A 21,072-nucleotide genomic window follows, 5' to 3' on the forward strand; every position below is an offset into this window, starting at 1 on the left:
TGCAGATAACCCCAGATCAGGGCCAGCACAACCAGCTTGACAAAGCCGCCGGACAACAGGGCCGAGAACTTTGCGAAGCTCAGTTCGGAGGTAATGCTCTGCTCGAACAGGTACAGGACGAAGGGAAGGAGGAGGAACATCAAGGCACCGCTCACGCGATGCAGGATGGATACCTTGCCGGCCCAGGGCAACCGGTATTTCGCGATCTGCGAGATACCGATATTCCGGTATTCGGGCCTGGTGGATAGTTGCTTTTCCATGGGGCGCTGATTCTTGTCGTGGGGTGATTCGCCGCCTTTGCCGCGAACAACACGGTCTTCGACACCGTGAAGTACCCGGCAAGGGGTGATACGCGCGTATTTTGGCCTTCCGCTGATATACTGTCCAATATCTATCGCATCTTTCTGATATATAAAACGGCAGATATCGCATGGAGCTGCGGCATATTCGGTACTTCCTCGCCGTCGCCGACGAGCGCAACGTCACGCGGGCGGCGGAAAGGCTCGGCATTGGACAGCCGCCCCTCAGCCAGCAGATTCACGCGCTGGAGGAGGAGTTGGGCGTCAAGCTGTTTCGCCGGACCGGGCATGGCGTGGTACTGACGGAAGCGGGCGAGGCGTTCGCAACGGATGCCAGGCGCATCCTCCATGACACGCGCACAGCGGTGGAGAAAGCGCAAAGCGCCGGACGGGGCGAGATCGGGCGACTCAATATCGGATTTACCGGCTCCGCCGCGTTCAACCCGGTGGTCTCCAGGCTGATCCGCGCGTTTCGGCAGGATTACCCCAACGTTGTCCTCACCCTGGCGGAAGGCAATACATCCCAGCTCCTCGCCTTTCTCAACGATGGCCGGGTCGATGTGGCCTTTGTCCGATTGAGCGGGCAGTCGCCGGCCGGGGTTCAACTGCAGCACATTGCGGTGGAGCCGATGAAGGTCGTGCTTCCTGCAACCCATCCACTTGCCAGGCGGCGCCGGATATCCCTCGACGCACTGGCGGAAGACCAGTTTGTCCTGCTGCCCCGCGAAGCGAGTCCGACCTTGCATGACGTCATTGTGGGCGCTTGCAAGCAGGCCGGATTTGATCTCATCGCCGGACAGCAAGCGCCGCAGCTCTCTTCTGTCGTCAATCTCGTGGCAGCGGAGTTCGGCGTGTCCATTGTTCCTGCCTCGGTTTGCCAGATACAGGTCGAGGGCGTTGTCTATAAGGACATCGTTGGCAGCCCGGTCTCGATCCGGCTGGCACTGGCTTCCCGGATCGAGTCCACGCCTGCGAAGACGGCCAATTTTCTGGCAATGGCTCAGGGATTCCGTGCCGGCGCCAACGCAGGCTGAGCCGTAGGGCACCGCAGTCGTTCGAACGGGCGCAGGTACAATCCCCGGAAAATCGACACATAAATAAGAGGGGACAACACCATGACTGGTGTGGTTTCAGGCCGCCTGGCGCAGAGGTGCCCTTGAATACACGTTTCATCGAGGCCTTCATGTGGGTCGCGCGGCTTGGCAGCTTCCGCGCCGCTGCCGACCACCTGCACATCACGCAGGCTGCCATGTCGAACCGCATCGCCTCGCTCGAGCAGGAAATTGGAGCCCGCGTCTTTGAACGCGAGGCCCGCGACCTGCGGCTGACGCCGGTTGGCCTGCGCCTGCTCAGCTATGGCGAGCGGATGCTCGAACTGCAGCGCGAGATCATGGTGCTGGGCCGCTCCGACCAGCAACTGCTCGGGCTGGTGCGCATCGGCGCCATCGAAACCGTGGTGCATACCTGGCTGGTCGACTTCCTGCGGCACCTGAGTTCGACCTATCCCGGCATCGAGGTGCAGATCACCTCCGAGACGACCGAAGGGCTGCACAAGAGCCTGCGCGCCGGCGCCATCGATATCGCGCTGCAGACCGACACCGCTGTCGGCGAAGGCATTGCCAGCATGCCCTGCCTGCCGATGGCGATGGGCTGGGTTGGCCCGCCGGGCGAGCCGCAGCCGGGTGAGGGCGTGCTGGCCGGGCTGCTGCAGCATCCGACCATCACTATGAGCCGGGGCTCGCAACCCCATGTTGCGCTCAAGGATCTGTATCGCAAGGCCGGACTGCCGGTGGGCAAGGTGCATTGCGTCAGCTCGATCGCTGCCATTGTCAGGCTGGTCAGGGGCGGTTTCGGCAATGCCCTGATGCCGCTGGCACCGGTGCGCGAGCAGGTGGAGCGTGGCGAACTGCGCCTGCTTGCCTGCGATGTCCCGCTGCCACCGCAGCGCGTCGTGGTCAGCTATCACGACCACGGCGTTTCCGAGGCCATCCGTTTCGTTGCCGAACTGGCCTGCCGCGAATCGGACCGGTTCGTCGAGTCGCTGCCCGCACCATATTCGGGTGCCTAGAGCGGCCATTGCGCCAGCCTGGTGCGGTTTCCCGGCCGCATCCACAAGAAAAACTGATCGGAAGGACCAACAATTTCCCGTTTGTCCTGACTCGCTGCTGCAACGATCATCGACTCATCCGCCGAACACGGCGATCACCCCATCAGAGGAGATAGAGTCAGATGAGCAATCCTGCGGCCATTCCCCCACATGGCTTGTTGTTCGTCGCGTCCGATGTGGACGCGGCGGATGAAGCCGATTTCAACCTGTGGTACGACCGCGAACACGTAGAGGAGCGTGCGCGCGTGCCGGGCTTTATCTCGGCCGCGCGTTACCAGGCGGTGCACGGCGGCCCGAAGTACCTTGGCCTCTATCGCACCGAATCGCTGGCCGCGTTCACCTCGGCCGCCTACAGGCAGGCCTTCCGGCACCAGACCCCGTGGTCGGTCACCAATCTCGGGCGCATGCGCAGGCCGATGCGCCGCGTGTGCGCGGTCAACGCCTCGGTGGGGCAGGGCAGCGGCAGCTGGATCGCGGTCCTTCCACTGCCGCGTGCAGACGATGCCGTGTCCCTCATCGATCGGGCCGGCGAGGTTGGAGATGAACTCTCGCTGCGCGCGGGGTATGTCCGCTCCTATCTTCTGGTCCCCGACGACGAACTCAGTCAGCCCTTGCCCAACGAGAGCCTGGAAGGCCGCGAGCTGCTTCCCCTGTTCGTCGTGGAGAGCAGCGATGAACAGGCAAGCGAGCTTGCGCTGAGCATCGCGGCGCAGGGCCTGCACGCCGATGCCGCAGGCGCAACGCGCTACATCCTCAAGTGGAAACTCTATGCAAAGGAACTGACGTCATGAGCGAAATGATCTCTACGGCAGCCGACGTCGGCTCCGCAGCCGGCGCGCACGAGGCAAATGCAAACGCAAACGCCAACGCCAACGCCAGCGCAAAGATGCGCCGCCTGGCCGCGGCCAGCTCGATCGGGACCACGCTGGAGTGGTACGACTTTACCGTCTACAACCTGATGGCGGCGCTGGTCTTCAACGTCATCTTCTTTCCGTCCTTCGATCCGCTCACGGGCACGATCCTGGCGTTCTCCACGTATGCCGTCGGCTATGTGTCCCGGCCGCTCGGCGGCATGGTGTTCGGCCATCTTGGCGACAAGCTCGGCCGCCGCTTTGTGCTGGTGACCACGCTGATCCTGATGGGCATCGCCACCGGCGTGATGGGCCTGTTGCCGACCTATGCATCGTGGGGCATCTGGAGCCCGCTGCTGCTGGTGGCACTGCGCTTTGTCCAGGGCGCCGCCATCGGTGGCGAGTGGGCCGGCGCGGTGCTGCTGGCGATGGAGCACGGCAGGCAGGACCAGCGTGGGCGCAATGCCTCCTTTACGCAGGTGGGTCCGTCGGCCGGCACGCTGCTGGGCACCGGCTTCATTGCGCTGGTGTCGCTGTTCCTGAGCCCGGAGGACTTCCTGGCGTGGGGCTGGCGCATCCCGTTCGTTTCCAGCGTGGCGCTGGTGGTGTTCGGCTTGTGGCTGCGGCGCGGCGTCGAGGAGACGCCGGCGTTCAAGGAAATGGCTGCGCACAATGCGCAGGCCAAGACCCCGCTGAAGGAAGTGTTCGTCTCGCACTGGCGGCGCCTGCTGGTGGCCGGCGGCGTGCGGATCGGCTCGGACGTGCTCTATGCGCTGGTCGTGGTGTTTACGCTGACCTATGTCACCAGCGTGCTGCACCTGTCGCGACCGCTGGCACTGACCGCGACCATGCTGGGCGCGGCCGGCAATGCGCTGACGGTGCCGCTGTTCGGTGCGCTGTCCGACAAGCTCGGCCGCCGGCCGGTCTACATCGTCGGGGCGCTGCTGGGGATCGTATGGGCGTTCGTGTTCTTCGTGCTGATGGACAGCAGCCAGCCGTTGCAGATCTGCGTGGCGGTGGTGCTGGGGCTGCAGATCCACGCCGTCATGTACGGCCCGCAGGCAGCGTTCGTGACCGAGCAGTTTCCGACGCGGGTGCGCTATGCAGGCTCGTCCCTGGCCTACACCCTGGCAGGCATCCTCGGCGGCGGCTTCGCTCCGCTCATCATCACCAGCCTGTACAAGGCCTACGGCACGACCGGCGCGGTGTCGCTCTACGTCTGCGCGGCACTGGGCGTGACGCTGGTTGCGCTGCTGGTTGCCCGCGAAACGGCGCACAAGCCGCTCGAACACTAGGCCGGCCATGGCCCGCCGGCTTGTCCGGCGGGCCGCGCCCAGCGGCTGCGTTGCGCTCGCAGCCCCACCATTCCAACCACTTGTACCGTATGCCTGCTTTGGAATTCCAGCTCGCCGGCGAAGGACCGCTGGCGCTGCATATCGACCGGCTCGTCATTGCCGGCTGGACCGGGCGCGATGCCGACGCCGTCAACCACCACATCCGGGAACTCGAACAGATCGGCGTGAAGCCGCCGTCGACCGTCCCGTGCTTCTACCCGCTTGCCGCGTCGCTGCTGACGACCGCGCCGTTGCTGGAAGTGCCGCGGGAGGATTCATCGGGCGAGATCGAGTTTGTGCTGATGGCGGGCCCCGACGCGCTCTATGTCGGCGTGGGCTCGGACCATACCGATCGCAAGGTCGAGGCCTATGACGTCACCGTCTCCAAGCAGATGTGCGCCAAGCCGGTCGGCAGCGAGGTCTGGCGCTTCGACGATGTCGCGGCGCACTGGGACCGGCTCGAGATGCGCTGCTGGCGCACCCGGCATGGCGTGCGCGAGCTTTACCAGGAAGGGCTGGTGACGCGCCTGCTCGATCCGCGTGACCTGATCCGGCGCTTGCACGGCGATGTGCACGGAGATGTGCACGGCGCAGACGCGCTACCGCCCGGTACCGCGATGTTCTGCGGCACCCAGGCCGTGATCGGGGAACTGGGAGGCGGGGAGGCGTTCGAAGTCGAGCTGCACGATCCGGTATTGCGGCGTTCGCTACGCCATGCGTACCGCGTGGCAAGCCTGGAGGTGGCTCCTTGATGCGTACCGATCTTCCCACCATCGCCGAACTGGCCGCCAGCCTGGATGCCGGGCGGACGACCAGCGTCGCGCTGACCGAACAGGCGCTGGCGCGTATCGACAGCCATCGTAAGTCGGGCGGCGCGGCTTTCGTCGAGGTCGATGACAAGGGCGCCCTGGCGGCGGCCGCGGCGGCAGACCAGGCGCGTGCCGCCGGCTATGTGGCATCGCCACTGGCCGGCCTGCCGGTGTCCGTCAAGGACTTGTTCGATGTGCGCGGCCAGGTGACGCGGGCCGGCTCGAAGGCGCTGGATGGCGCCGCTGCGGCCGCCGATGCGCCGGCCGTGGCGCGCCTGCGCGCGGCAGGCGCGGTGCTGATCGGGCGCACCAACATGAGCGAGTTCGCGTTTTCCGGGCTTGGCCTGAACCCGCACTACGGTACGCCCCGCACGCCGTTCGACGAAGCCTGCATCGCCGGGGGCTCGACCTCGGGCGGCGCCGTCAGCGTGGCGCTCGACATGGCCGTGGCCGCGCTCGGTACCGACACGGGCGGCTCGATCCGCATCCCGAGCGCATTCTGCGGGCTGACGGGCTTCAAGCCCAGCGCAAGGCGCGTGCCGCTGGCGGGCGCCGTGCCGTTGTCGACCTCGCTCGACTCGGCCGGCCCGCTGGCGCGTTCGGTGGCTTGCTGCGCGGCCTTCGATGCGGTCCTCAGCGGCGAAACGCTCGACAGCGAGCCCGCTGCGCTCGCTGGCCTGCGCCTGTACGTGACGCGCGATTTCGTCACCGAGGGTCTGGACAGCGAAGTCGCGCGTGGTTTCGACGCAGCGCTTGCCAGCCTGTCCCGGCACGGTGCGCACGTCATCCCGTTCGATTTCCCCGAACTGCACCACCTGCCCACGATCAACGCCGGCGGCGGCCTGACCGCGGCCGAGGCTTGGCACTGGCATCGCGCGCTGCTGGACGAGCGCGGCGCTGCCTACGATCCGCGTGTGGCGACACGGATACGCCGCGGCCAGCAACAGGGCGCTGCCGACTATCTGACGCTACTGAAAGAACGGGAAGCGATGCGCCAGAGCGCAGCCAAGCTGCTGCGCGATGCCGACGCCTGGCTGATGCCGACCGTTGCCGTCCGGCCGCCGCGGCTCGATGCACTCGGCAGCGATGAGGCCTTCTTTTCGATCAACGGGCTAGTGCTTCGCAATCCCAGTGTCATCAACTTCCTCGATGGCTGTGCGGTATCGCTGCCGCTCCCCGCAGCCGTGCCGGGCGTCGCGCTCAGCGTCTGTGGCTTGAACGGTGCCGACGCGCGCATCCTGCAGGTTGCCGGGGCGATCGAAAGGGGCCTTTGCTGAAGGCATCGTGCGCGCGTGCGCAAGACATCGGGTTGCCGGCCGCCGCTGGTTATGCAGCGGCCGTTGATCAGATGTCCAGCACGATCTTGCCGATGTGCTGATTCGCTTCCTGGTAGCGAAAGGCGTCGGCCATCGCTTCCAGCGGGAAATGCCGGTCGATGACCGGGCGGATGCCGGTGGTATTCAAGGCACGCACCATGTCGAGCTGGTGCTGGCGGCTCCCCACCAGCAGCCCCGTCAGCCGCAGGTGCTTGCGCAGCAGCTGGGTGACGGTGACCGGCCCGGTCGGGTTTCCCAGTGACCCGATCACGGCGATATGTCCGCCGACACGGGCTGCCGTCATCGACTGGTCCAGGGTGGCGGCGCCGCCAACCTCGATGACATGGTCTGCGCCTGCGCCATCCGTCATCTCGCGTACTGCCTCGCCCCACTGCGCCGTCTTGCGATAGTTGATCAGGCAGTCTGCGCCAAGCTTGTGCAGCCTGGCCAGCTTCTCGTCCGAGGATGAGGTGGCGATCACCCGCGCGCCGGCCGCCTTGGCGAATTGCAGCGCAAAGACCGATACGCCGCCGGTGCCGAGTACCAGCACGGTCTCTCCCGGCTTCAAGCCGCCATCGGCAAACAATGCCCGCCAGGCAGTCAGGCCGGCCGTGGTCAGCGTGGCGGCCTCGGCATGGCTGTAGCCGTGTGGAGCATGCGTGAAGCACGCTTCGGGCAACGTCACAACCTCCCGCGCAAAGCCGTCGACGCCATCCCCGGGGACGGTAGCAAAATCGCACAGGAACGGCCCTCCGTCATGCCACGTCGGAAAAAAGGTGCTGACAACATGGTCACCGACCGAGAATGTCTTCACGCCGGCACCAACGGCGGTGACTTCACCGGCGCCGTCCGCCATCGGAATGCGCCTTTGCGCCAGGGCCCGACGGCCTGAAACCACGGCGTAGTCATGATAGTTGAGCGAACTCGCATGGATGCGCACGGTGATCTCCCCCGGTCCGGGAGGGGCGGCCGTGGCTTCCCCGACGACGATGCGCTCGAAACCGGCAGGTGGATCGAGATATATGGCTTTTGCAGCAGTCATGGCCTTCCCCAGGTCGCCGACAGAAGATGCGGGCCGAGTTTAGCTGCCGAACGCCGGAAAGACCACCGGCTCGTCAGGGTGGCTTGCCATATCTCTACAGGGTTTTCCCTCTGTTTGCGCGAATTGGTAAAAGCATGTCGTGATCGGCCTAGCCGGTTGACGTGCCGCGCTCCGAGAATAGAAAAAAAGAGGTGAGCAGTCCTCACGCGCGTGGCCCGTGGTGCGATATGCCGCTTCCGTCATCGACAAAGCTTTCCAAACACGCAAAGCAGCAATCAAGAGGTACAGACATGAAGAAGCAGGCCAATAGCTTATGGTGGCAAGGATGCGCCCTGGCATTCGGTGTTGGTGTCGTCGGCTGGCTGCCCGTGGCTCACGCCCAGCAGGCCTGGCCAACGAAGCCGATCCGCCTGGTGGTGGCGGGGCCTGCCGGCGGCAGCGCTGACGCACTGGCGCGGCTGCTCGCGGAAGGCCTGCATAAGGCATGGAGCAAGCCGGTCATTGTGGAAAACAAGCCTGGTGCCGCCGGTGCGCTGGCGATCAGCGACATGCAGTCCACCGGCAAGGATGGCCATACCCTCCTGGTCATCCAGGGCGGTGTCGTAAGCGAGGCGCCATTGGCCTACAAGGTCCAGTACAAGCCGTTTGCCGACCTGAAGCCTCTTGCCCAGATCAGCCGCACGGGGCTGGTGCTGGTTGCCAACAAGGACCTTCCTGTTTCCAACCTGAAGCAGCTTGTGGACTATGGCAAGTCGCAAAAAGACGGGCTCGTGTTTGCTTCTTATGCTGCCGGACTGAAGGGGCACACCTCGGGCATATTGCTCGGACAACTCACCCATGTGCCAATGCGGCACGTAGGCTACAAGGGCTCTCCACCCGCGTTGAACGACCTGATGGGTGGGCATGTGCCGCTGATGTTCGATGGGGTGACTACCTCGTTGCCGCTGATCAAGGCGGGGAAGATCAAAGCGATTGCGGTGGCCTATCCGGCCCGGATCGCGGGCCTGGCGGATGTACCTACCTTCAAGGAGCTTGGCTACCCGCAGCTGGCGCAAGCTGGCTGGTTCGCCGTGTGGTCACGCCCGGATGTCGACCTGGCGGTACAGCAGAAAATCCGCGACGCCACGCTGGCATATTTCAAGCAACCCGCCGTGCAGAGTCGCATCAAGGACATGGGCATGGAGCAGGGCGATCCCGCCACGTCGGAAGAGATGATGACGGACCTGAAGCAGGCATACCAGCAACAGGCCGCGCTGCTGAAGTCCATCAACTACCAGCCGGAGTAAATAGAAGGAGCCGTGAGCGAACTTGCCACGGCTCCTCCGGCGTGCATGGCACGATCACCGGTGCCGCGGGCCATGTCCGTTACTCCCGGCCTGTGGCACCAGGCGGTGATCCGCTTTACGAGAGCTCGCGGATGAGCGCTTCCGCCTGCGGCCATTCACCATAGCCGGAAGCCGGATTCAGATGCCCGACGTCGCCGAGTTCGACGAAACGGCTTCCCCAGGCCTGCGCCAGGTCGCGGGCGCGCTCGAGGCGAGTCAGCGGATCGTTGCTGCTTGCCGCAACGATGCTCGGGAACGGCAAGGCGGCGCGAGGGATCGGCAGCCAGCCGTGATCGCGCAGTGTGTCGGTCGCCGGGTAGCCTGCCGGCATGGGCGTCTCGAGGTCCGCAGGTGCCGCAAGCAGTGCGCCGAGGATCTCGCGTTTGCCGCCTCGGGCTGCCCAATGGGCGACCATCATCGCGCCGGCGCTGTGTGCCACGATGATGACCGGCCCCTCGATAGTAGCCAGGGCGCGCTCGATCGCATCGACCCGGGCAGCGCAGCTCAGCTTGTCTTGCTCGAGTGGGGCGACGGAGACCACGCGGGGCAGCTTCGCTGCCAGCAGGGTCTGCCAGTGTTCCGGCACATGGTCACGCAGGCCGGGGACGATGAGAACGGTTGGTGTCGTAGGGTTCATGTCAGACTTTCAAGATGGCGCGTCACCGATGATGGCGGTTCGCTCCATCTTTCGGTGGCACGGGGATAAGGCTGCGGTGCTCGATCAGACAGATCAGCCCTCGTGAGTTTGGATGTTGCGGTCTGCGTCCGCTTGACGGGACGTGACAAGCATTTACCATTTCATGGCACAAAGCTGACACGTGCGCCTGGATCGCCCTGCCTTCGGGCGAGTGCGGCCGGCTCAAAAAGCAAGAGCCTGCTTCCCCCTCCGATATCCCAAAGGTCCTAGGCACTCCCCTCGCTTTCGAGCCACTGAATCGCAAAGCGCATCAACTCCTTGCCACTGGAAATGTCGAGCTTTTCCTTGATGTTGGCTTGATGTGCCTCGATGGTCTTGACGCTCCGATTCAGCTTCATGGCGATCTCGCGCGTGCTGAAGCCGAGCCCGATCAGGTGCAGGACTTCGAACTCACGATCAGAAAGACTTGCAATCGAGCCTGCCAGGTTGTTCCTGGGGACGGCCAGTGCCCGTGCAAGCCTGGTATGCATGGCGGCGCTGAGGTAGATATTGCCGGCCAGCACCTCGCGGATGGCACTCATGACATGCCCGGTGGCCTCGAGTTTCATCAGATATCCGTTGGCGCCCGCTCGCAATGCGCGTTCGGCAAACAGGGCTTCGTCGTGCATGCTGAGGACCAGTATTGCCAGGTTCGGATAGTGTTGCCGGAGCGTCTTGATAAGATCCAGGCCGGAGTCCGCCTGCAGGCTGAGATCCACAATGGCCATGTCAGGCCCGCACGCCATTGCGGCCAAAGCCTCTTCCGTACTGGCTGCCGCGCAGCAGACGTGCAGATTCTCCTGCTTCAGCAAGTGGGTCAATCCTTCCCGGATGATAGGGTGGTCGTCGACGATCAGGACCCTGGTTGCAGGGCGAGGGCTAGGTGGCGTCTCTGGCATGGCCGGGCCCCCTGTGTATCGGGTAGCTGATGGCAACCGTGGTGCCACCCATGGCATTGCGGGTGACGGTGCACGAACCGTCCAACAGGCTTGCCCGGTGACGCAGGTTGTGAAGTCCCAGTCCCGAAGTGCGTTCCATCTGCTCCGGGTCGATCCCCAGGCCATCGTCACTGATCGAAAGCGTCTGGCCGTCGCCTTCGCGCTCCAGGTCGATCCAGATATGGCTGCCGTGGCTGTACTTCAGGGCGTTATTGACGGCTTCCTGTGCGGCACGGTAAAGGTTGGTCTGCATTGGCGGATCCGGCAAGTCCACATCCGTCGCGATGCGAAGCGTACAGCCAATGCCGTTCAGCGAGCGTGTCGATTCCGCCAGGCCTTGCAGGGCGACCGAGAGGTCACCGGAGTCCATGGTGACGGGGTCCAGCCCATGGGCAATCCTGCGAGTCATCAGGGACGCCTGTTTCACCAGTTCAACAACGATTGCCGCATCCGCCGCTGCCGGGTTTCCCTGCCTCTGCAGTTCCTGGCTCACAGTGGTGCAGTAGAAGCCCAGGCTCGTGAGGTGCTGCCCGAGGCCGTCATGCAGTTCCCGGCCAATGAGCCGCTGTTGGTGATCGCCGATCCGGATCAGTTCCGACTCCAGCCGGCGGCGCCTTTCCATCTCCTGCTTCAGTTCGTTGTTGGCTCGCTCAAGGTCCTGGGTTCGTTCTTGCACGCGCCGTTCAAGTTCCTTGTGGGATGCCATCAGGAGACGATGAATGCGCTTCTGCTGGGCATGTGTCGCCACCAGCAGCAGCCCGGTGATCGCCACCACGTTCGCGAACACACACCATCTCACAAGGCTATCCACCGGTGATTCCGCGACAAAGGGACCAGTGCCGTGCGTGGTGCCCCGGACGGCGATGATCGCGACCAGCAAGGTCGCGAGGCTGGTACCAAGATGGTCAAAGCGCAGGGCGGCCCAGATAACGAACGGAAAGATCGCCATGGCCGCAGGATAGTAGCCGTGCCCGGCAAGCTGCGGGGCGCCGAAGATCAGGTGACTCACCCAGAGGATCACCACGGCAAGTCCGCACGCTTCCACGGCCTGGCTCGCCGAACGGACGGGACTTGAATGGGTGAGCAGGTTGAGCAGCGGCGGAGCTACCACGAGCACCCCCATCATGTCGCCGAGCCACCATTTCAGAAAGGCGCCGCTGTATTCGTCGACTGACAGCATACCTTCGCCCCGGAGGGCGCTCGTGCCGATCCAGGCGCTCAGTGCCGAGCCAAGCGTCGCAGCCAGGATGATCAAGGCCAGCACGTCCCTGATGCGATCAAGCGATACCTGGAAACCGGCGACCCGCTTCAGCAGCCATGTGGCCGTCAAGGCGGCCATCGTTGCGCCGAGGCCGATTACCGCGGCGACATGCGCAGGTATGCCCACCGACATGTTCGCCAGCATCGAGCCAATCGCAACGCCAGGGGCAACGCCGACGCCCATCGTGAGCAGCGCAACGAGGGCAATGCCGCTGGATGGCCAGACCAGGGACACCGCACCGCCCACTACCGCATACGCAAGACCCAGCTTTGCACCTGCAAAATACGCCAATGCGACAAACGCGCTTCGAATGAAGAGGTTGAGCCTCGCTTTATGCAGAATGATGGCCATTGTTCGATTCAAACCATCGAGACATGCCCTGGCAACACCAGCCATTGTCACGTTATCGGAAATGACAAAAGTCTTGCAAAAAGCCAACGTGTCTAAATTTGTTGAAAATCGCCAATTTCTATCGAATCCGGGCAATGTGTAGGCGGATCGAATCCATTCGGTGTTGCAGTGCACCCTACCAATCTATGCCAGAATGCTGCTGCGCGGTAAGCCTTCTTGAAGGAATTTCGAAAAGTTCCCGTCCGCCTTCCGAATAGGGCATTCCCCTAGCCCCTTTTCGGAAACAAGCCCTATTCATCTACCTACCGCCAGGACATACATTGCAGTCGTACGAAGCTATGTCCTCACACGGGAGCGAAGCGGATTCGCTGCCGGGCCCTTGCAACCGCATAAGTAGGAGGTGAAAAAAATGGTAAAGACACTCATTTTGCTAGCTGGCGTGAGCGCGGCGCTTGGCTCCAGCCTGGCCTATGCCGGCATCGGGGCGCGAGATGTGTACACGGACGGCGCGAGCGTATTGGGGCCGCGGGATCCGTATGCCGATGGAAGCGCAAAGTTTGACGTCTACTCGGATGGCGCGAGAGTGGTAGACAGGCGAGACGTGTTCACCGACGGTGCGAGAATTACCAATCGCGACGGGCTGACAGAGGACGGTAAATAAGCAACTACGTAATTGCCTGGATGCGTCCGGACTTTCATACGTGGGGCGCGCGACGTCCGCATCCACAACCGAACATCTCCCCCGAGCAAAGCCTCGGGGGATTTTTTTTGCCGTGCCAGAACGCCTGGCGCAAACGACCGCCGCGTCAATTCGAAACCTCCAAGACAAAGAGGCCCTTGGCAATCAAAGGGCCTCTACCTTGGTTCTGCGCGGTGCAAGCGACTATAGCTTGCGAATCTTCGAGGCTTGCGGGCCTTTCTGGCCTTGGGTGACCTCGAATTCAACTTTCGCGCCTTCATCGAGTGACTTGAAGCCAGTCCCCTCGATTTCGCTGTGATGCGCAAACAAGTCCTTGCCGCCATCGTCTGGCGTGATGAACCCATACCCCTTTTCGCTGTTGAACCACTTCACAGTGCCAGTCGCCATCTCGTCCTCGGATTTTGGTACGCACGGGTCTGGTGCTCAGAAATCTTTTCATGACTTCGGCGCACGCCAGACATCGTTGATTGTCAGCATAGGCGAAGCGGTGAGCAGGTGCCAAGTGAGGCGGTATCGGAGCGGGCACATTGCCGTCAGCCGATACGGCCCACGAGCGGGATGACCCCGAAGGCAACTGTCGCAACCAGCATGACCAACGCCGCCGACAGCGCCCACAGCAGGGTGTAGCGCTGATGGTCGCCGAACTCGACTTCCGCCAGGCCGACCAGCAGATAGGTGGATGCAACCAGCGGGCTCAGCAGGTGGACCTGCTGCCCGATCAGCGACGCGCGCCCGATCTCGGCGGCGCCGATGCCATAGACCGCGGCGGCCTTGGCCAGGATCGGCAGGATGCCAAAGTAGAACGCGTCGTTCGAAATAAAGAACGTGAACGGGACGCTCAGCACGCCGGTCACCAGGGCCATGTAGGGGCCCATCCAGTCAGGCACGGCGCTGATCACGCTGTGGGCGATGGCGTCGACCATCTTCGTGCCCGACAGGATGCCGACGAAAACGCCGGCAGCAAAGATCAGCGATACCACCGGCACGACGTTGGCAGCGTGGGCGCCGATGCGTTCCTTCTGTTCCTGCAGCGTCGGGTAGTTGACCATCAGCGCGATCGCGCAGGCCACGATAAACAGGGCCGGCAGCGGCACTGTGCCGAGGATCAGCATGGCCATCAGGCCGACGGTCAGCAGGAAGTTGAACCACAGCAGCCTGGGCCTGGCGATTTGCGGATCGCCGGCAGCTACCTCCGGGTCGGTGTCGCCGGCGCGGCCCGAAAACAGGCCGGCATGACCTGGCCCGGTGCTCATCAGGGCCAGGGTGCCAAGCCGGTTGCGCTCGCGGCGGCCCAGCACGAAGGCCACGAACACGCCCCACATGCCGGTGACGATCATCGGCAGGATCATCGGCACGAACAGCGAGCCCACGTCCACGCCGAGCGCGCTGGCCGCGCGCGCGGTGGGTCCGCCCCAGGGCAGGATGTTCATCAGCCCGCCGGCCATCATGATCACGCAGGCCAGCACGAGCCGGCTGATGCCCAGCCGCTTGTAGAGCGGCAGCATGGCGGCGCAGGTGATCATGTAGGTGGTCGAGCCGTCGCCGTCCAGCGATACGAGCGCGGCCAGCACGAAGGTGCCGACCACGATCTTGACCGGGTCGCCGCCGACGAGTTTCAGGATGACGCGCACCACCGGGTCGAACAGCCCAGCGTCGATCATCAGGCCGAAATACAGGATGGCGAACATCAGCATCACGCCGGTCGGGGCCAGCTTCCTGACGCCCTCGAGCATCATCGGCCCGAGTTCCGGGCCGAATCCGCCGACGGCGCCGAACGCAATTGGCACAAGGATCAGCGCCACCATGGCAGAGAGCCGCTTGGTCATGATCAGTGCCATGAACACGATCACCATCGAGTAGGCGAGCAGGGTCAACATCTTGTTCTGTATCTCTTTGCCGGCCAGGCCACGAGCACACGAATGGCCCCGAGGGAGGAACCAGGGGGCACCCGAGCCGGCTGTGTGCGTCCGTCCGGCGCACGGATTTCAAGGCAAGCCGATCCTGCCGGCACGGGACAGCGTGCCGGAACAACGAGGAACGACCGGGGAGAGGCAGCCTTGCGCGCTGGCAAGGCGTGCCGGGCGTGGGCGGGTCAGCCCGCGGAAACGATGCGCTTCGTTACCGCGTCGGCAAACTGCAGCGTTGAGGCAGTACCGTGGAGGTCGCCAGTCTTCACCTGGTCCTGGTTGAGCGTCAGCTCGATGGCGCCGCGCAGCCGCGTGGCGAGGTCCTGCCGTCCCACGTGGTCGAGCATCAGCCCGGCGGCCAGCATCAGCGAGATCGGGTTGGCAATGCCCTGGCCCGCGATGTCGGGCGCCGAGCCATGGACCGCCTCGAAGATCGCCGCGTCGTCGCCGATGTTGGCGCCCGGCGCCATGCCGAGCCCACCGACCAGGCCGGCGATCTGGTCCGACAGGATGTCGCCGAAAAGGTTGGTACAGAGCAGCATGTCGAAGCGCCACGGGTTGAGCACCAGCTGCATCGCGCAGGCGTCGACGATGATGTCGTCCATCGCTACGCGGCCGGCGTAATCGCTGGCCACTTCCCGCGCCGCTTCCAGGAAGATGCCGGTGAGTGCTTTCAGGATATTCGCCTTGTGCACCACCGTGATTTTCTTGCGGCCGTTCTTGACGGCGTACTCGAACGCGAAGCGGGCAATGCGGCGGCAGGCGTCGCGCGTGTTGGTGCCAGTAGACACCGCCACCGCATGCGGGTCGTCGCCGACCGGGATGTAGTAGTCGTGCGCCACGTAGAAGCCGCCGACGTTCTCGCGCACCAGCACCAGGTCGATGTTGTCGAAGCGGCCGGGCACCAGCGTTCGCGCGGGGCGCACATTGGCGTAAAGGTTGAATGCTTCGCGCAGGCGCACATTGACGGAGCGGAAGCCGCCGCCCACCGGCGTGGTCAGCGGGCCCTTCAGCGCAAGGCCGGTGCGGCGGATGCTGTCCAGCGTGTCTTCCGGCATCGGATCGCCGCTGTATTCCACACCGGCCATGCCCGCGCGCCGCAGGTCCCAGGCGAACGGGGCACCGAGCGCGTCCAGCACCCTGACGGTGGCATCCACCACTTCGGGACCGATGCCGTCGCCGGGGATCAGTGTGGCCGGGATCTGTTCGCTTGCTCCGTTTTCCATCTGTGCTCCTGTCGAGGTGTCCGAACCGCTGGCTCGCCGAGGCCGGACGCTATCCGGCTCGTGCCGCAGGTCCGGCTTGCGAGGGGCAGATTCTATGGGGGGAAGCTGTCAGCAAACTGTCAATGTAACGATTGTGTCCTCGGGGTTTACGCGGAGTCTTCGCCCGTGTGCGCGGCAGCCTGTAGCGCCGGTTGTCAAAGGGCTTCCCCAATCAAGCCTGCGATGCGCCCTCCGTCAAAGCAGCTTGCATGCCTCGTCGAATTCCAGGCGAGGGCCACGCGGAAACAGCTTGGCGGGGTCGCCATAGCCCAGATTGCACAGGAAGTTCGATTTCACATGGCTGTCCGGGAAATATTCGAGCTGGAAGGCATTCTCCTTCGGGTCCGCGGGAAAGAACTCGTGATCGACCTTGGCGTTGTCGAAGCCGGACATCGGCCCGCAGTCGAGTCCCAGTGAGCGGGCCGCAATGATGAAGTACGCGCCCTGCAGGGAAGAGTTGCGCCTCGCGGTGGTGAGCGCGAGTTCCGGTGTGTCGGCAAACCATGAGCGTGCGTCCGCATGCGGGAACAGCTTGGGCAGAAGTTCGTAGAATTTGACGTCATAGGCGATGATGGCAGTGACTGGCGCCGCCATGGTCTTCTCCACATTGCCCGGTGCGAGTGCGGGCACCAGTCGCTGCTTGGCCTCAGGGGTGCGCAGGAACAGGATGCGTGCGGGAGAGCAGTTGGCGCTGGTCGGCCCCCATTTCATCAAGTCATAGAGTTGCCGCAGCGTCTCGTCGCTCACGGGCTGGCTCAGCCATGCGTTGTGCGTGCGTGCCTCTCGAAAGAGCAGATCCATGCCTTCTTCACTCAAGCGCTTGTTCATGGTTGCCTCCTTGTACTGGGATGGACTCCGCGGCTGACCGGCCAGCCCGCCGCTCCTGACTAGCATAGTCACGGATGCCCCTCCGTTCAGCGCACTGCTGATCTGTCCCATCGCCTTGTGGGTCGATCAACAAATGCTTATGGTCGGCAGAAGAATCTTTGATTGTCATTAATGTTTTGCCGGGTCTAGGCTTTTCTCAAGTTCACGTGATTGCTTGAGTGTTTGAACATGGACCACCCCGCCTCCAGCCAAAGTCGCACTGCCAATGCAGTGCCGGCACAGTGCCGCCTCGATGCCCGCGCAGAACCACCGCTTGGTGCCCATCTCGTCACCCCGCGGCGCGGCTACAGCCACCATGGCATTTATGTGGGCGACGGCAAAGTGGTGCATTACGCAGGGCTTGCGGTGTCGTTGCGCCGCGGCCCCGTGGAGGAAGTCAGCATCATGTGTTTTGCCGCCGGATATGAGGTCTTGATCGCACCCAGTGCTGATCCGGTCTATGAAAGGCACGAAGCCGTGCGGCGTGCGCGCTCGCGCCTCGGTGAGAATCGCTACCGGCTGCTGACCAATAACTGCGAGCATTTCTGCGCCTGGTGCCTGTATGGGGAAAGCCGTAGCGAACAGGTGCTCGCGTGCTTCATCGACCCGCGCGCGGCCTTTCGGACTGCCTTGCGCTTCTTCACTGCATTTGTTGCGGCGGCATGGTCGATGCGGCGCACCGGAGCTTGCGTGAGCTGATCATCGATTCTTGCCGGTCGTGGCCGATCACCGTGGTCAGGAACTGGTCGAAGGCCGCGTGGAAATGGCCGCGCGGAAATGGCCGCGCGATTTCACCACCACCGTGCGGGTTTGCGCTGCATTTGGCCGCGACTTCATCTAGGCCGTTTGTTGAAAGGGCGCTGCGGTGCTAGGCTGAAGGCGAATCTTGCCGCCCAGGCGGAGACACCAATGGTCGAAGCTTCCGGACTGAAGCCGGGCATGGTCATCATGCTCGAGGACGAACTTCACAGCGTTACCAGCGCCGGTTATCACGCCGGCAGTGGCCAGCAGGGAAGCGCAGTTTTCGCCAAGTTCAGGAACCTGAAGACCGGTCACATCAAGGAGTTGCGGTTGCGCCCGAGCGACAAGCTCGAAGAGGTCGCGCTCGTTCACCAGGAGATGGAATATCTGTACACCGATGGTGCCGCCTTTTATTTCATGAATCCCGAAACCTTCGAGCAGATCAGTTTTCCCGCAGAGACCATAGGCGCATATCAAAAATTTCTTCGCCCCAGCATGCGAATCCCGGTGCAGCTTTATGAGGGCGAGCCAGTCACCATCGCATTTCCCCCTGCGGTCGAGTTAACCATCGTGTCCACGCCGCCGGGCTTGCGCGAGCATGAAACCTCTACCTTCAAGACCGCGACGCTGGACAACGGCATGGAGGTTCTCGTTCCTCAATTCATCAAGGAAGGGGACACGGTGCGAATCGAGGCTGCTTCAGGAAAATACCTGGAGCGGGTAAGGCACGGGACGCGGAAATCGTGAATCCGCATGCTGCGGCGTCGCTCCCGACATGTGCAGCGCCGCGTACACTCGCGCCGGGACGGGCCGGCAGCGGCGGCGGCAGTACCGTATCCGGTACCTGTCCTTCACTTTGAGCCTCGCGTCTGCATATTATGCAAGTATGCGCATGCCATGCATGCCGCATGACCATCGTCGTCGCTCAGGAGTTGTTCATGCACAAGCCACCCAAAGTGGATTTGGGCGGGACGCGGCGAAGCGGACCACCGCGTCGGTCTCACGCCAATCGCTCCATGCCCAGCATCCTGGATCCGATCGAACCGGAAGAGGTATGGGAAGACGTTGAACGGGCCGTCGAGCAGATCGTCGAACGGGTGGTGGAGCCGGTCGATTTTCCCCATGGCCACCATCCGGATGATGACGATGCGCCGGAGGACGGCCGCAACGAGATCACCCGCGCTGCAGAGAGTATTCCCTCGGACAGCCCGGCAGACAGGGCGGACCATAGCGCCGTGCGGGAAGAGCACCCGCCAATGCCGCCAAGCATCGATGACATCCTGGACCAGGATCTGGTCCCGGACCGGATGTACGGCGCGCGGCACGCCGGGAAGGCGGGCAAGCGATAGCCCTGCGGCTGCAGCCAGGGGCGGGCGTCGTACCCGGCCGGCTTCGGCATACCTGTTGTCGCCAAGCTGGCTGACTTGTTCCCGAGGTTAGCAGGAACCCCGGGCTCACAGCGAAGCGGTTGGCCGATTCTGACCTAGACTGAAAAAGTGTCCTTCGCGCGCTTGGCGGCCGCTTTGGCGCAATGCAACTTCGCTGGCAGCCCGCTCGCGGGCGAATGACAATGGCACGGGCAACGCACTGTTATCTGCTGCCTGAATTCATGTGGATGGATGTTCACGAAGGGGGCATCATGTTGCAAGCCAGCGAAATGCAGCAACGCTTTAGTCATCTGCAGCAAACCATCAGCGAGACATCACGGACTTGTCATGCCGAGGCGGCGATTCCACCGGACTTGATGAACTGGGTGGATGAACTCGACAAGGAATGCAAATCGGCATCGAAGGTCATGTCGTCCAAGGACGAGGACCGGATCCGGCAGTGGGTCGATGATCTCGAACGGATCGGCGATCGTGCAGACCGCGCTTGCCAGCAGGCCGGCGGTCTCGATGCAAAGGTCAAGGATGCAGTCAGTTCGATGCATTCGGAGCTTGCTGACCTGAAGCGCCAGCTGCACTAACCACACTAACCGCACTAATCACATTAACCAGCCTGACAGCCTCGGTGCAACCCGCCGGGGCTGATTTCAATTCGCCGCGTTCAAACTTAGGTGATGCACGACAGGTGTCGCCCCGGTTACGCCGGAGGTGCCGGCGGTGGCCCCACCCGTTGCTCCGCCTGGCTTTCCAGCCATTCGCGCCATACGGCAAGCAGCACCGCGAGGATCACCGGCCCGACGAACAGGCCGATCAGGCCAAATGCGGCGAGTCCGCCCACAACGCCGAACATCACCAGCAGGAACGGAATCTTGGTGGCTCCACTGATGACGAGCGGACGAACGACGTTATCGACCCAGCTCACGGCGGTAGCGCCCCACAGCAGGAGCCCGATCCCCGCCACGGTGTGGCCGGTGATGAGCAGCCAAACGCCGATGGGGACCCAGATCGCAAGCGCACCGAAGGGAATCAGCGCAAGGATGGCCGTGGCAATGCCCCAGAACACCGGCGCTTCGACGCCTGCCGCCCAGTAGCCAATTCCGGCGAACGACCCTTGCGCGACTGCGGCGAGGAAGAGGCCGAACACCACGGCCCGCGCGGTGTCGCCCACTGCAATGACGTACCCGTGCGCGCGCGGCCCGAGCACCCCTTGCAGGACCAGGCGCAACTGCGCAAGCAATTTCTCGCCATCGCGGAAGAAAAAGAATGCCGTAAGCAGCGTCACGCCAATGAGCCCTGCGTTGAGTCCCACGCCGCCGGCCAGCCTTGCAAGGGCGCCGCCCCATCGTTCGATCAGCGGCGTGACCTGGGCACGCAGGGCTGCGCGGTCACCTAACAGCACTGATACCCATTCCTGCAGCCATTCGCCAACCCAGGGCAGGCGTGCGAGCGAATCCGGCAGTGCCGCACCCGCGTTCAGGATCTCAGCCGCCTCGCGGTAGGCCGCGACCATCTCGGCACGCAGGAGGATAGTGAGCCCGATGAGCGGCACGCCCAACAACGCGGAAAGTATCAGCGTGGAGATCAGCGCAGCCCAGGTTCGCCGCTGGCGCAGCACGCGGCGCAGCCGCGCGTTGAGCGGCCAGGTGATATAGGAGAGGATTGCGGCCCAGGCGAGTGGCACAAGGAACGGCCGTACCACGACAAAGGACAGGGCGAGCAGCCCGCCGAGCAGGCACACCAGGAGAGTCCGGCGTACCCATACGGCTGCTTGGGAATCGGTCATGGAAGGGCACCTGGGCACGGCATCCGGGCGATGCACGTTGCCAATATGCTAACCGCGGCGCATCACGCCGCATAGGATGCGGTAGCAGCAGCGCGCACATGGGTCAGAAATCGGC

General features: G+C 63.6%; 23 protein-coding genes. 13 read left to right on the forward strand and 10 right to left on the reverse strand.

Translation table 11 applies throughout. From position 1 onward, the window contains the following. On the reverse strand, positions 1-260 hold a 260-nt coding region (sdhC, locus tag E1J61_RS34090), incomplete at its 3' end, for a succinate dehydrogenase, cytochrome b556 subunit (RefSeq protein ID WP_133098237.1). 170 nt (positions 261-430) lie between these two features. Here sdhC and E1J61_RS34095 point away from each other — a divergent pair. The 6 genes from E1J61_RS34095 to E1J61_RS34120 all read left to right on the forward strand — a co-directional run bounded on the left by E1J61_RS34095 (position 431) and on the right by E1J61_RS34120 (position 6,677). Then, positions 431-1,333 carry a LysR family transcriptional regulator gene (locus tag E1J61_RS34095; RefSeq protein ID WP_133098238.1) on the forward strand — a complete coding sequence of 301 codons (903 nt, stop codon included), beginning with the start codon at positions 431-433 and terminating at the stop codon, positions 1,331-1,333. 122 nt (positions 1,334-1,455) lie between these two features. Beyond that, positions 1,456-2,367, forward strand: a complete 912-nt coding sequence (locus E1J61_RS34100) for a LysR family transcriptional regulator (RefSeq protein ID WP_133098239.1) — start codon at positions 1,456-1,458, stop codon at positions 2,365-2,367. A gap of 161 nt (positions 2,368-2,528) precedes the next feature. Next, a complete protein-coding gene (locus tag E1J61_RS34105) occupies positions 2,529-3,197 on the forward strand; it encodes a DUF4286 family protein (protein WP_133098240.1) in 669 nt (222 codons plus the stop codon). A gap of 95 nt (positions 3,198-3,292) precedes the next feature. Further along, on the forward strand, positions 3,293-4,552 hold the full coding sequence (locus tag E1J61_RS34110; protein WP_133098290.1) for an MFS transporter: 1,260 nt from the start codon (positions 3,293-3,295) through the stop codon (positions 4,550-4,552). 89 nt (positions 4,553-4,641) lie between these two features. Then, positions 4,642-5,343, forward strand: coding sequence for a DUF2848 domain-containing protein (locus tag E1J61_RS34115; RefSeq protein ID WP_133098241.1), 702 nt, complete (start codon positions 4,642-4,644; stop codon positions 5,341-5,343). After that, entirely contained in the window at positions 5,343-6,677 is a 1,335-nt protein-coding gene (locus E1J61_RS34120) for an amidase (RefSeq protein ID WP_133098242.1), read from the forward strand. Before E1J61_RS34115 ends, E1J61_RS34120 begins: the two co-directional genes overlap by 1 nt. 67 nt (positions 6,678-6,744) lie before the next feature. Here the strand turns inward: E1J61_RS34120 and E1J61_RS34125 are convergent, their stop codons facing one another. Continuing rightward, complete coding sequence (locus tag E1J61_RS34125; RefSeq protein ID WP_133098243.1) at positions 6,745-7,758, reverse strand: NAD(P)-dependent alcohol dehydrogenase; 1,014 nt, start codon at positions 7,756-7,758, stop codon at positions 6,745-6,747. Positions 7,759-8,048: 290 nt separating this feature from the next. On the opposite strand from E1J61_RS34125, the gene E1J61_RS34130 reads away from it, so the two are divergent. Next, positions 8,049-9,044: a tripartite tricarboxylate transporter substrate binding protein gene (locus tag E1J61_RS34130; protein ID WP_133098244.1), complete on the forward strand. Its 996-nt coding sequence runs from the start codon at positions 8,049-8,051 to the stop codon at positions 9,042-9,044. Between the two features lie 115 nt (positions 9,045-9,159). On the opposite strand, the gene E1J61_RS34135 is transcribed toward E1J61_RS34130, so the two are convergent. The 3 genes from E1J61_RS34135 to E1J61_RS34145 form a co-directional block, all read right to left on the reverse strand. Next, entirely contained in the window at positions 9,160-9,720 is a 561-nt protein-coding gene (locus E1J61_RS34135) for an alpha/beta hydrolase (RefSeq protein WP_133098245.1), read from the reverse strand. 266 nt (positions 9,721-9,986) lie between these two features. After that, on the reverse strand, positions 9,987-10,658 hold the full coding sequence (locus tag E1J61_RS34140) for a response regulator transcription factor (RefSeq protein WP_133098246.1): 672 nt from the start codon (positions 10,656-10,658) through the stop codon (positions 9,987-9,989). Next, positions 10,639-12,309, reverse strand: a complete 1,671-nt coding sequence (locus tag E1J61_RS34145; protein WP_133098247.1) for an MASE1 domain-containing protein — start codon at positions 12,307-12,309, stop codon at positions 10,639-10,641. Before E1J61_RS34145 ends, E1J61_RS34140 begins: the two co-directional genes overlap by 20 nt. A gap of 409 nt (positions 12,310-12,718) precedes the next feature. On the opposite strand from E1J61_RS34145, the gene E1J61_RS34150 reads away from it, so the two are divergent. Then, complete coding sequence (locus tag E1J61_RS34150; RefSeq protein WP_133098248.1) at positions 12,719-12,970, forward strand: hypothetical protein; 252 nt, start codon at positions 12,719-12,721, stop codon at positions 12,968-12,970. Positions 12,971-13,192: 222 nt separating this feature from the next. Here the strand turns inward: E1J61_RS34150 and E1J61_RS34155 are convergent, their stop codons facing one another. The 4 genes from E1J61_RS34155 to E1J61_RS34170 form a co-directional block, all read right to left on the reverse strand. After that, a complete protein-coding gene (locus tag E1J61_RS34155) occupies positions 13,193-13,396 on the reverse strand; it encodes a cold-shock protein (protein WP_133098249.1) in 204 nt (67 codons plus the stop codon). Positions 13,397-13,542: 146 nt separating this feature from the next. Beyond that, positions 13,543-14,886, reverse strand: coding sequence for a CitMHS family transporter (locus tag E1J61_RS34160; RefSeq protein WP_133098250.1), 1,344 nt, complete (start codon positions 14,884-14,886; stop codon positions 13,543-13,545). Positions 14,887-15,101: 215 nt separating this feature from the next. Beyond that, entirely contained in the window at positions 15,102-16,142 is a 1,041-nt protein-coding gene (locus tag E1J61_RS34165; protein WP_133098251.1) for an isocitrate/isopropylmalate dehydrogenase family protein, read from the reverse strand. 234 nt (positions 16,143-16,376) lie between these two features. After that, positions 16,377-17,009 carry a malonic semialdehyde reductase gene (locus tag E1J61_RS34170; RefSeq protein WP_133098252.1) on the reverse strand — a complete coding sequence of 211 codons (633 nt, stop codon included), beginning with the start codon at positions 17,007-17,009 and terminating at the stop codon, positions 16,377-16,379. Between the two features lie 228 nt (positions 17,010-17,237). Between E1J61_RS34170 and E1J61_RS34175 the strand changes: the two genes are divergently transcribed. From E1J61_RS34175 to E1J61_RS34190, 5 genes are all read left to right on the forward strand, one after another. Next, positions 17,238-17,747, forward strand: a complete 510-nt coding sequence (locus tag E1J61_RS34175) for a lecithin retinol acyltransferase family protein (RefSeq protein WP_133098253.1) — start codon at positions 17,238-17,240, stop codon at positions 17,745-17,747. A gap of 10 nt (positions 17,748-17,757) precedes the next feature. Beyond that, the gene (locus E1J61_RS38720) at positions 17,758-17,889 is read left to right on the forward strand and encodes a hypothetical protein (protein WP_255519991.1); all 132 of its coding nucleotides are present in this window, start codon (positions 17,758-17,760) and stop codon (positions 17,887-17,889) included. A 68-nt stretch (positions 17,890-17,957) separates the two neighbouring features. Further along, positions 17,958-18,536 carry an elongation factor P gene (locus E1J61_RS34180; protein ID WP_133098254.1) on the forward strand — a complete coding sequence of 193 codons (579 nt, stop codon included), beginning with the start codon at positions 17,958-17,960 and terminating at the stop codon, positions 18,534-18,536. 161 nt (positions 18,537-18,697) lie between these two features. Continuing rightward, positions 18,698-19,138, forward strand: a complete 441-nt coding sequence (locus tag E1J61_RS34185; protein WP_133098255.1) for a hypothetical protein — start codon at positions 18,698-18,700, stop codon at positions 19,136-19,138. 290 nt (positions 19,139-19,428) lie between these two features. Continuing rightward, the gene (locus E1J61_RS34190; RefSeq protein ID WP_133098291.1) at positions 19,429-19,755 is read left to right on the forward strand and encodes a hypothetical protein; all 327 of its coding nucleotides are present in this window, start codon (positions 19,429-19,431) and stop codon (positions 19,753-19,755) included. Between the two features lie 116 nt (positions 19,756-19,871). Here E1J61_RS34190 and E1J61_RS34195 read toward each other — a convergent pair whose 3' ends face one another. Next, positions 19,872-20,957 carry an AI-2E family transporter gene (locus E1J61_RS34195; protein ID WP_133098256.1) on the reverse strand — a complete coding sequence of 362 codons (1,086 nt, stop codon included), beginning with the start codon at positions 20,955-20,957 and terminating at the stop codon, positions 19,872-19,874. Between the last annotated feature and the right edge of the window lie 115 nt (positions 20,958-21,072).

This window comes from Cupriavidus sp. L7L (assembly GCF_004353535.1).
GTDB lineage: Bacteria > Pseudomonadota > Gammaproteobacteria > Burkholderiales > Burkholderiaceae > Cupriavidus > Cupriavidus oxalaticus_A.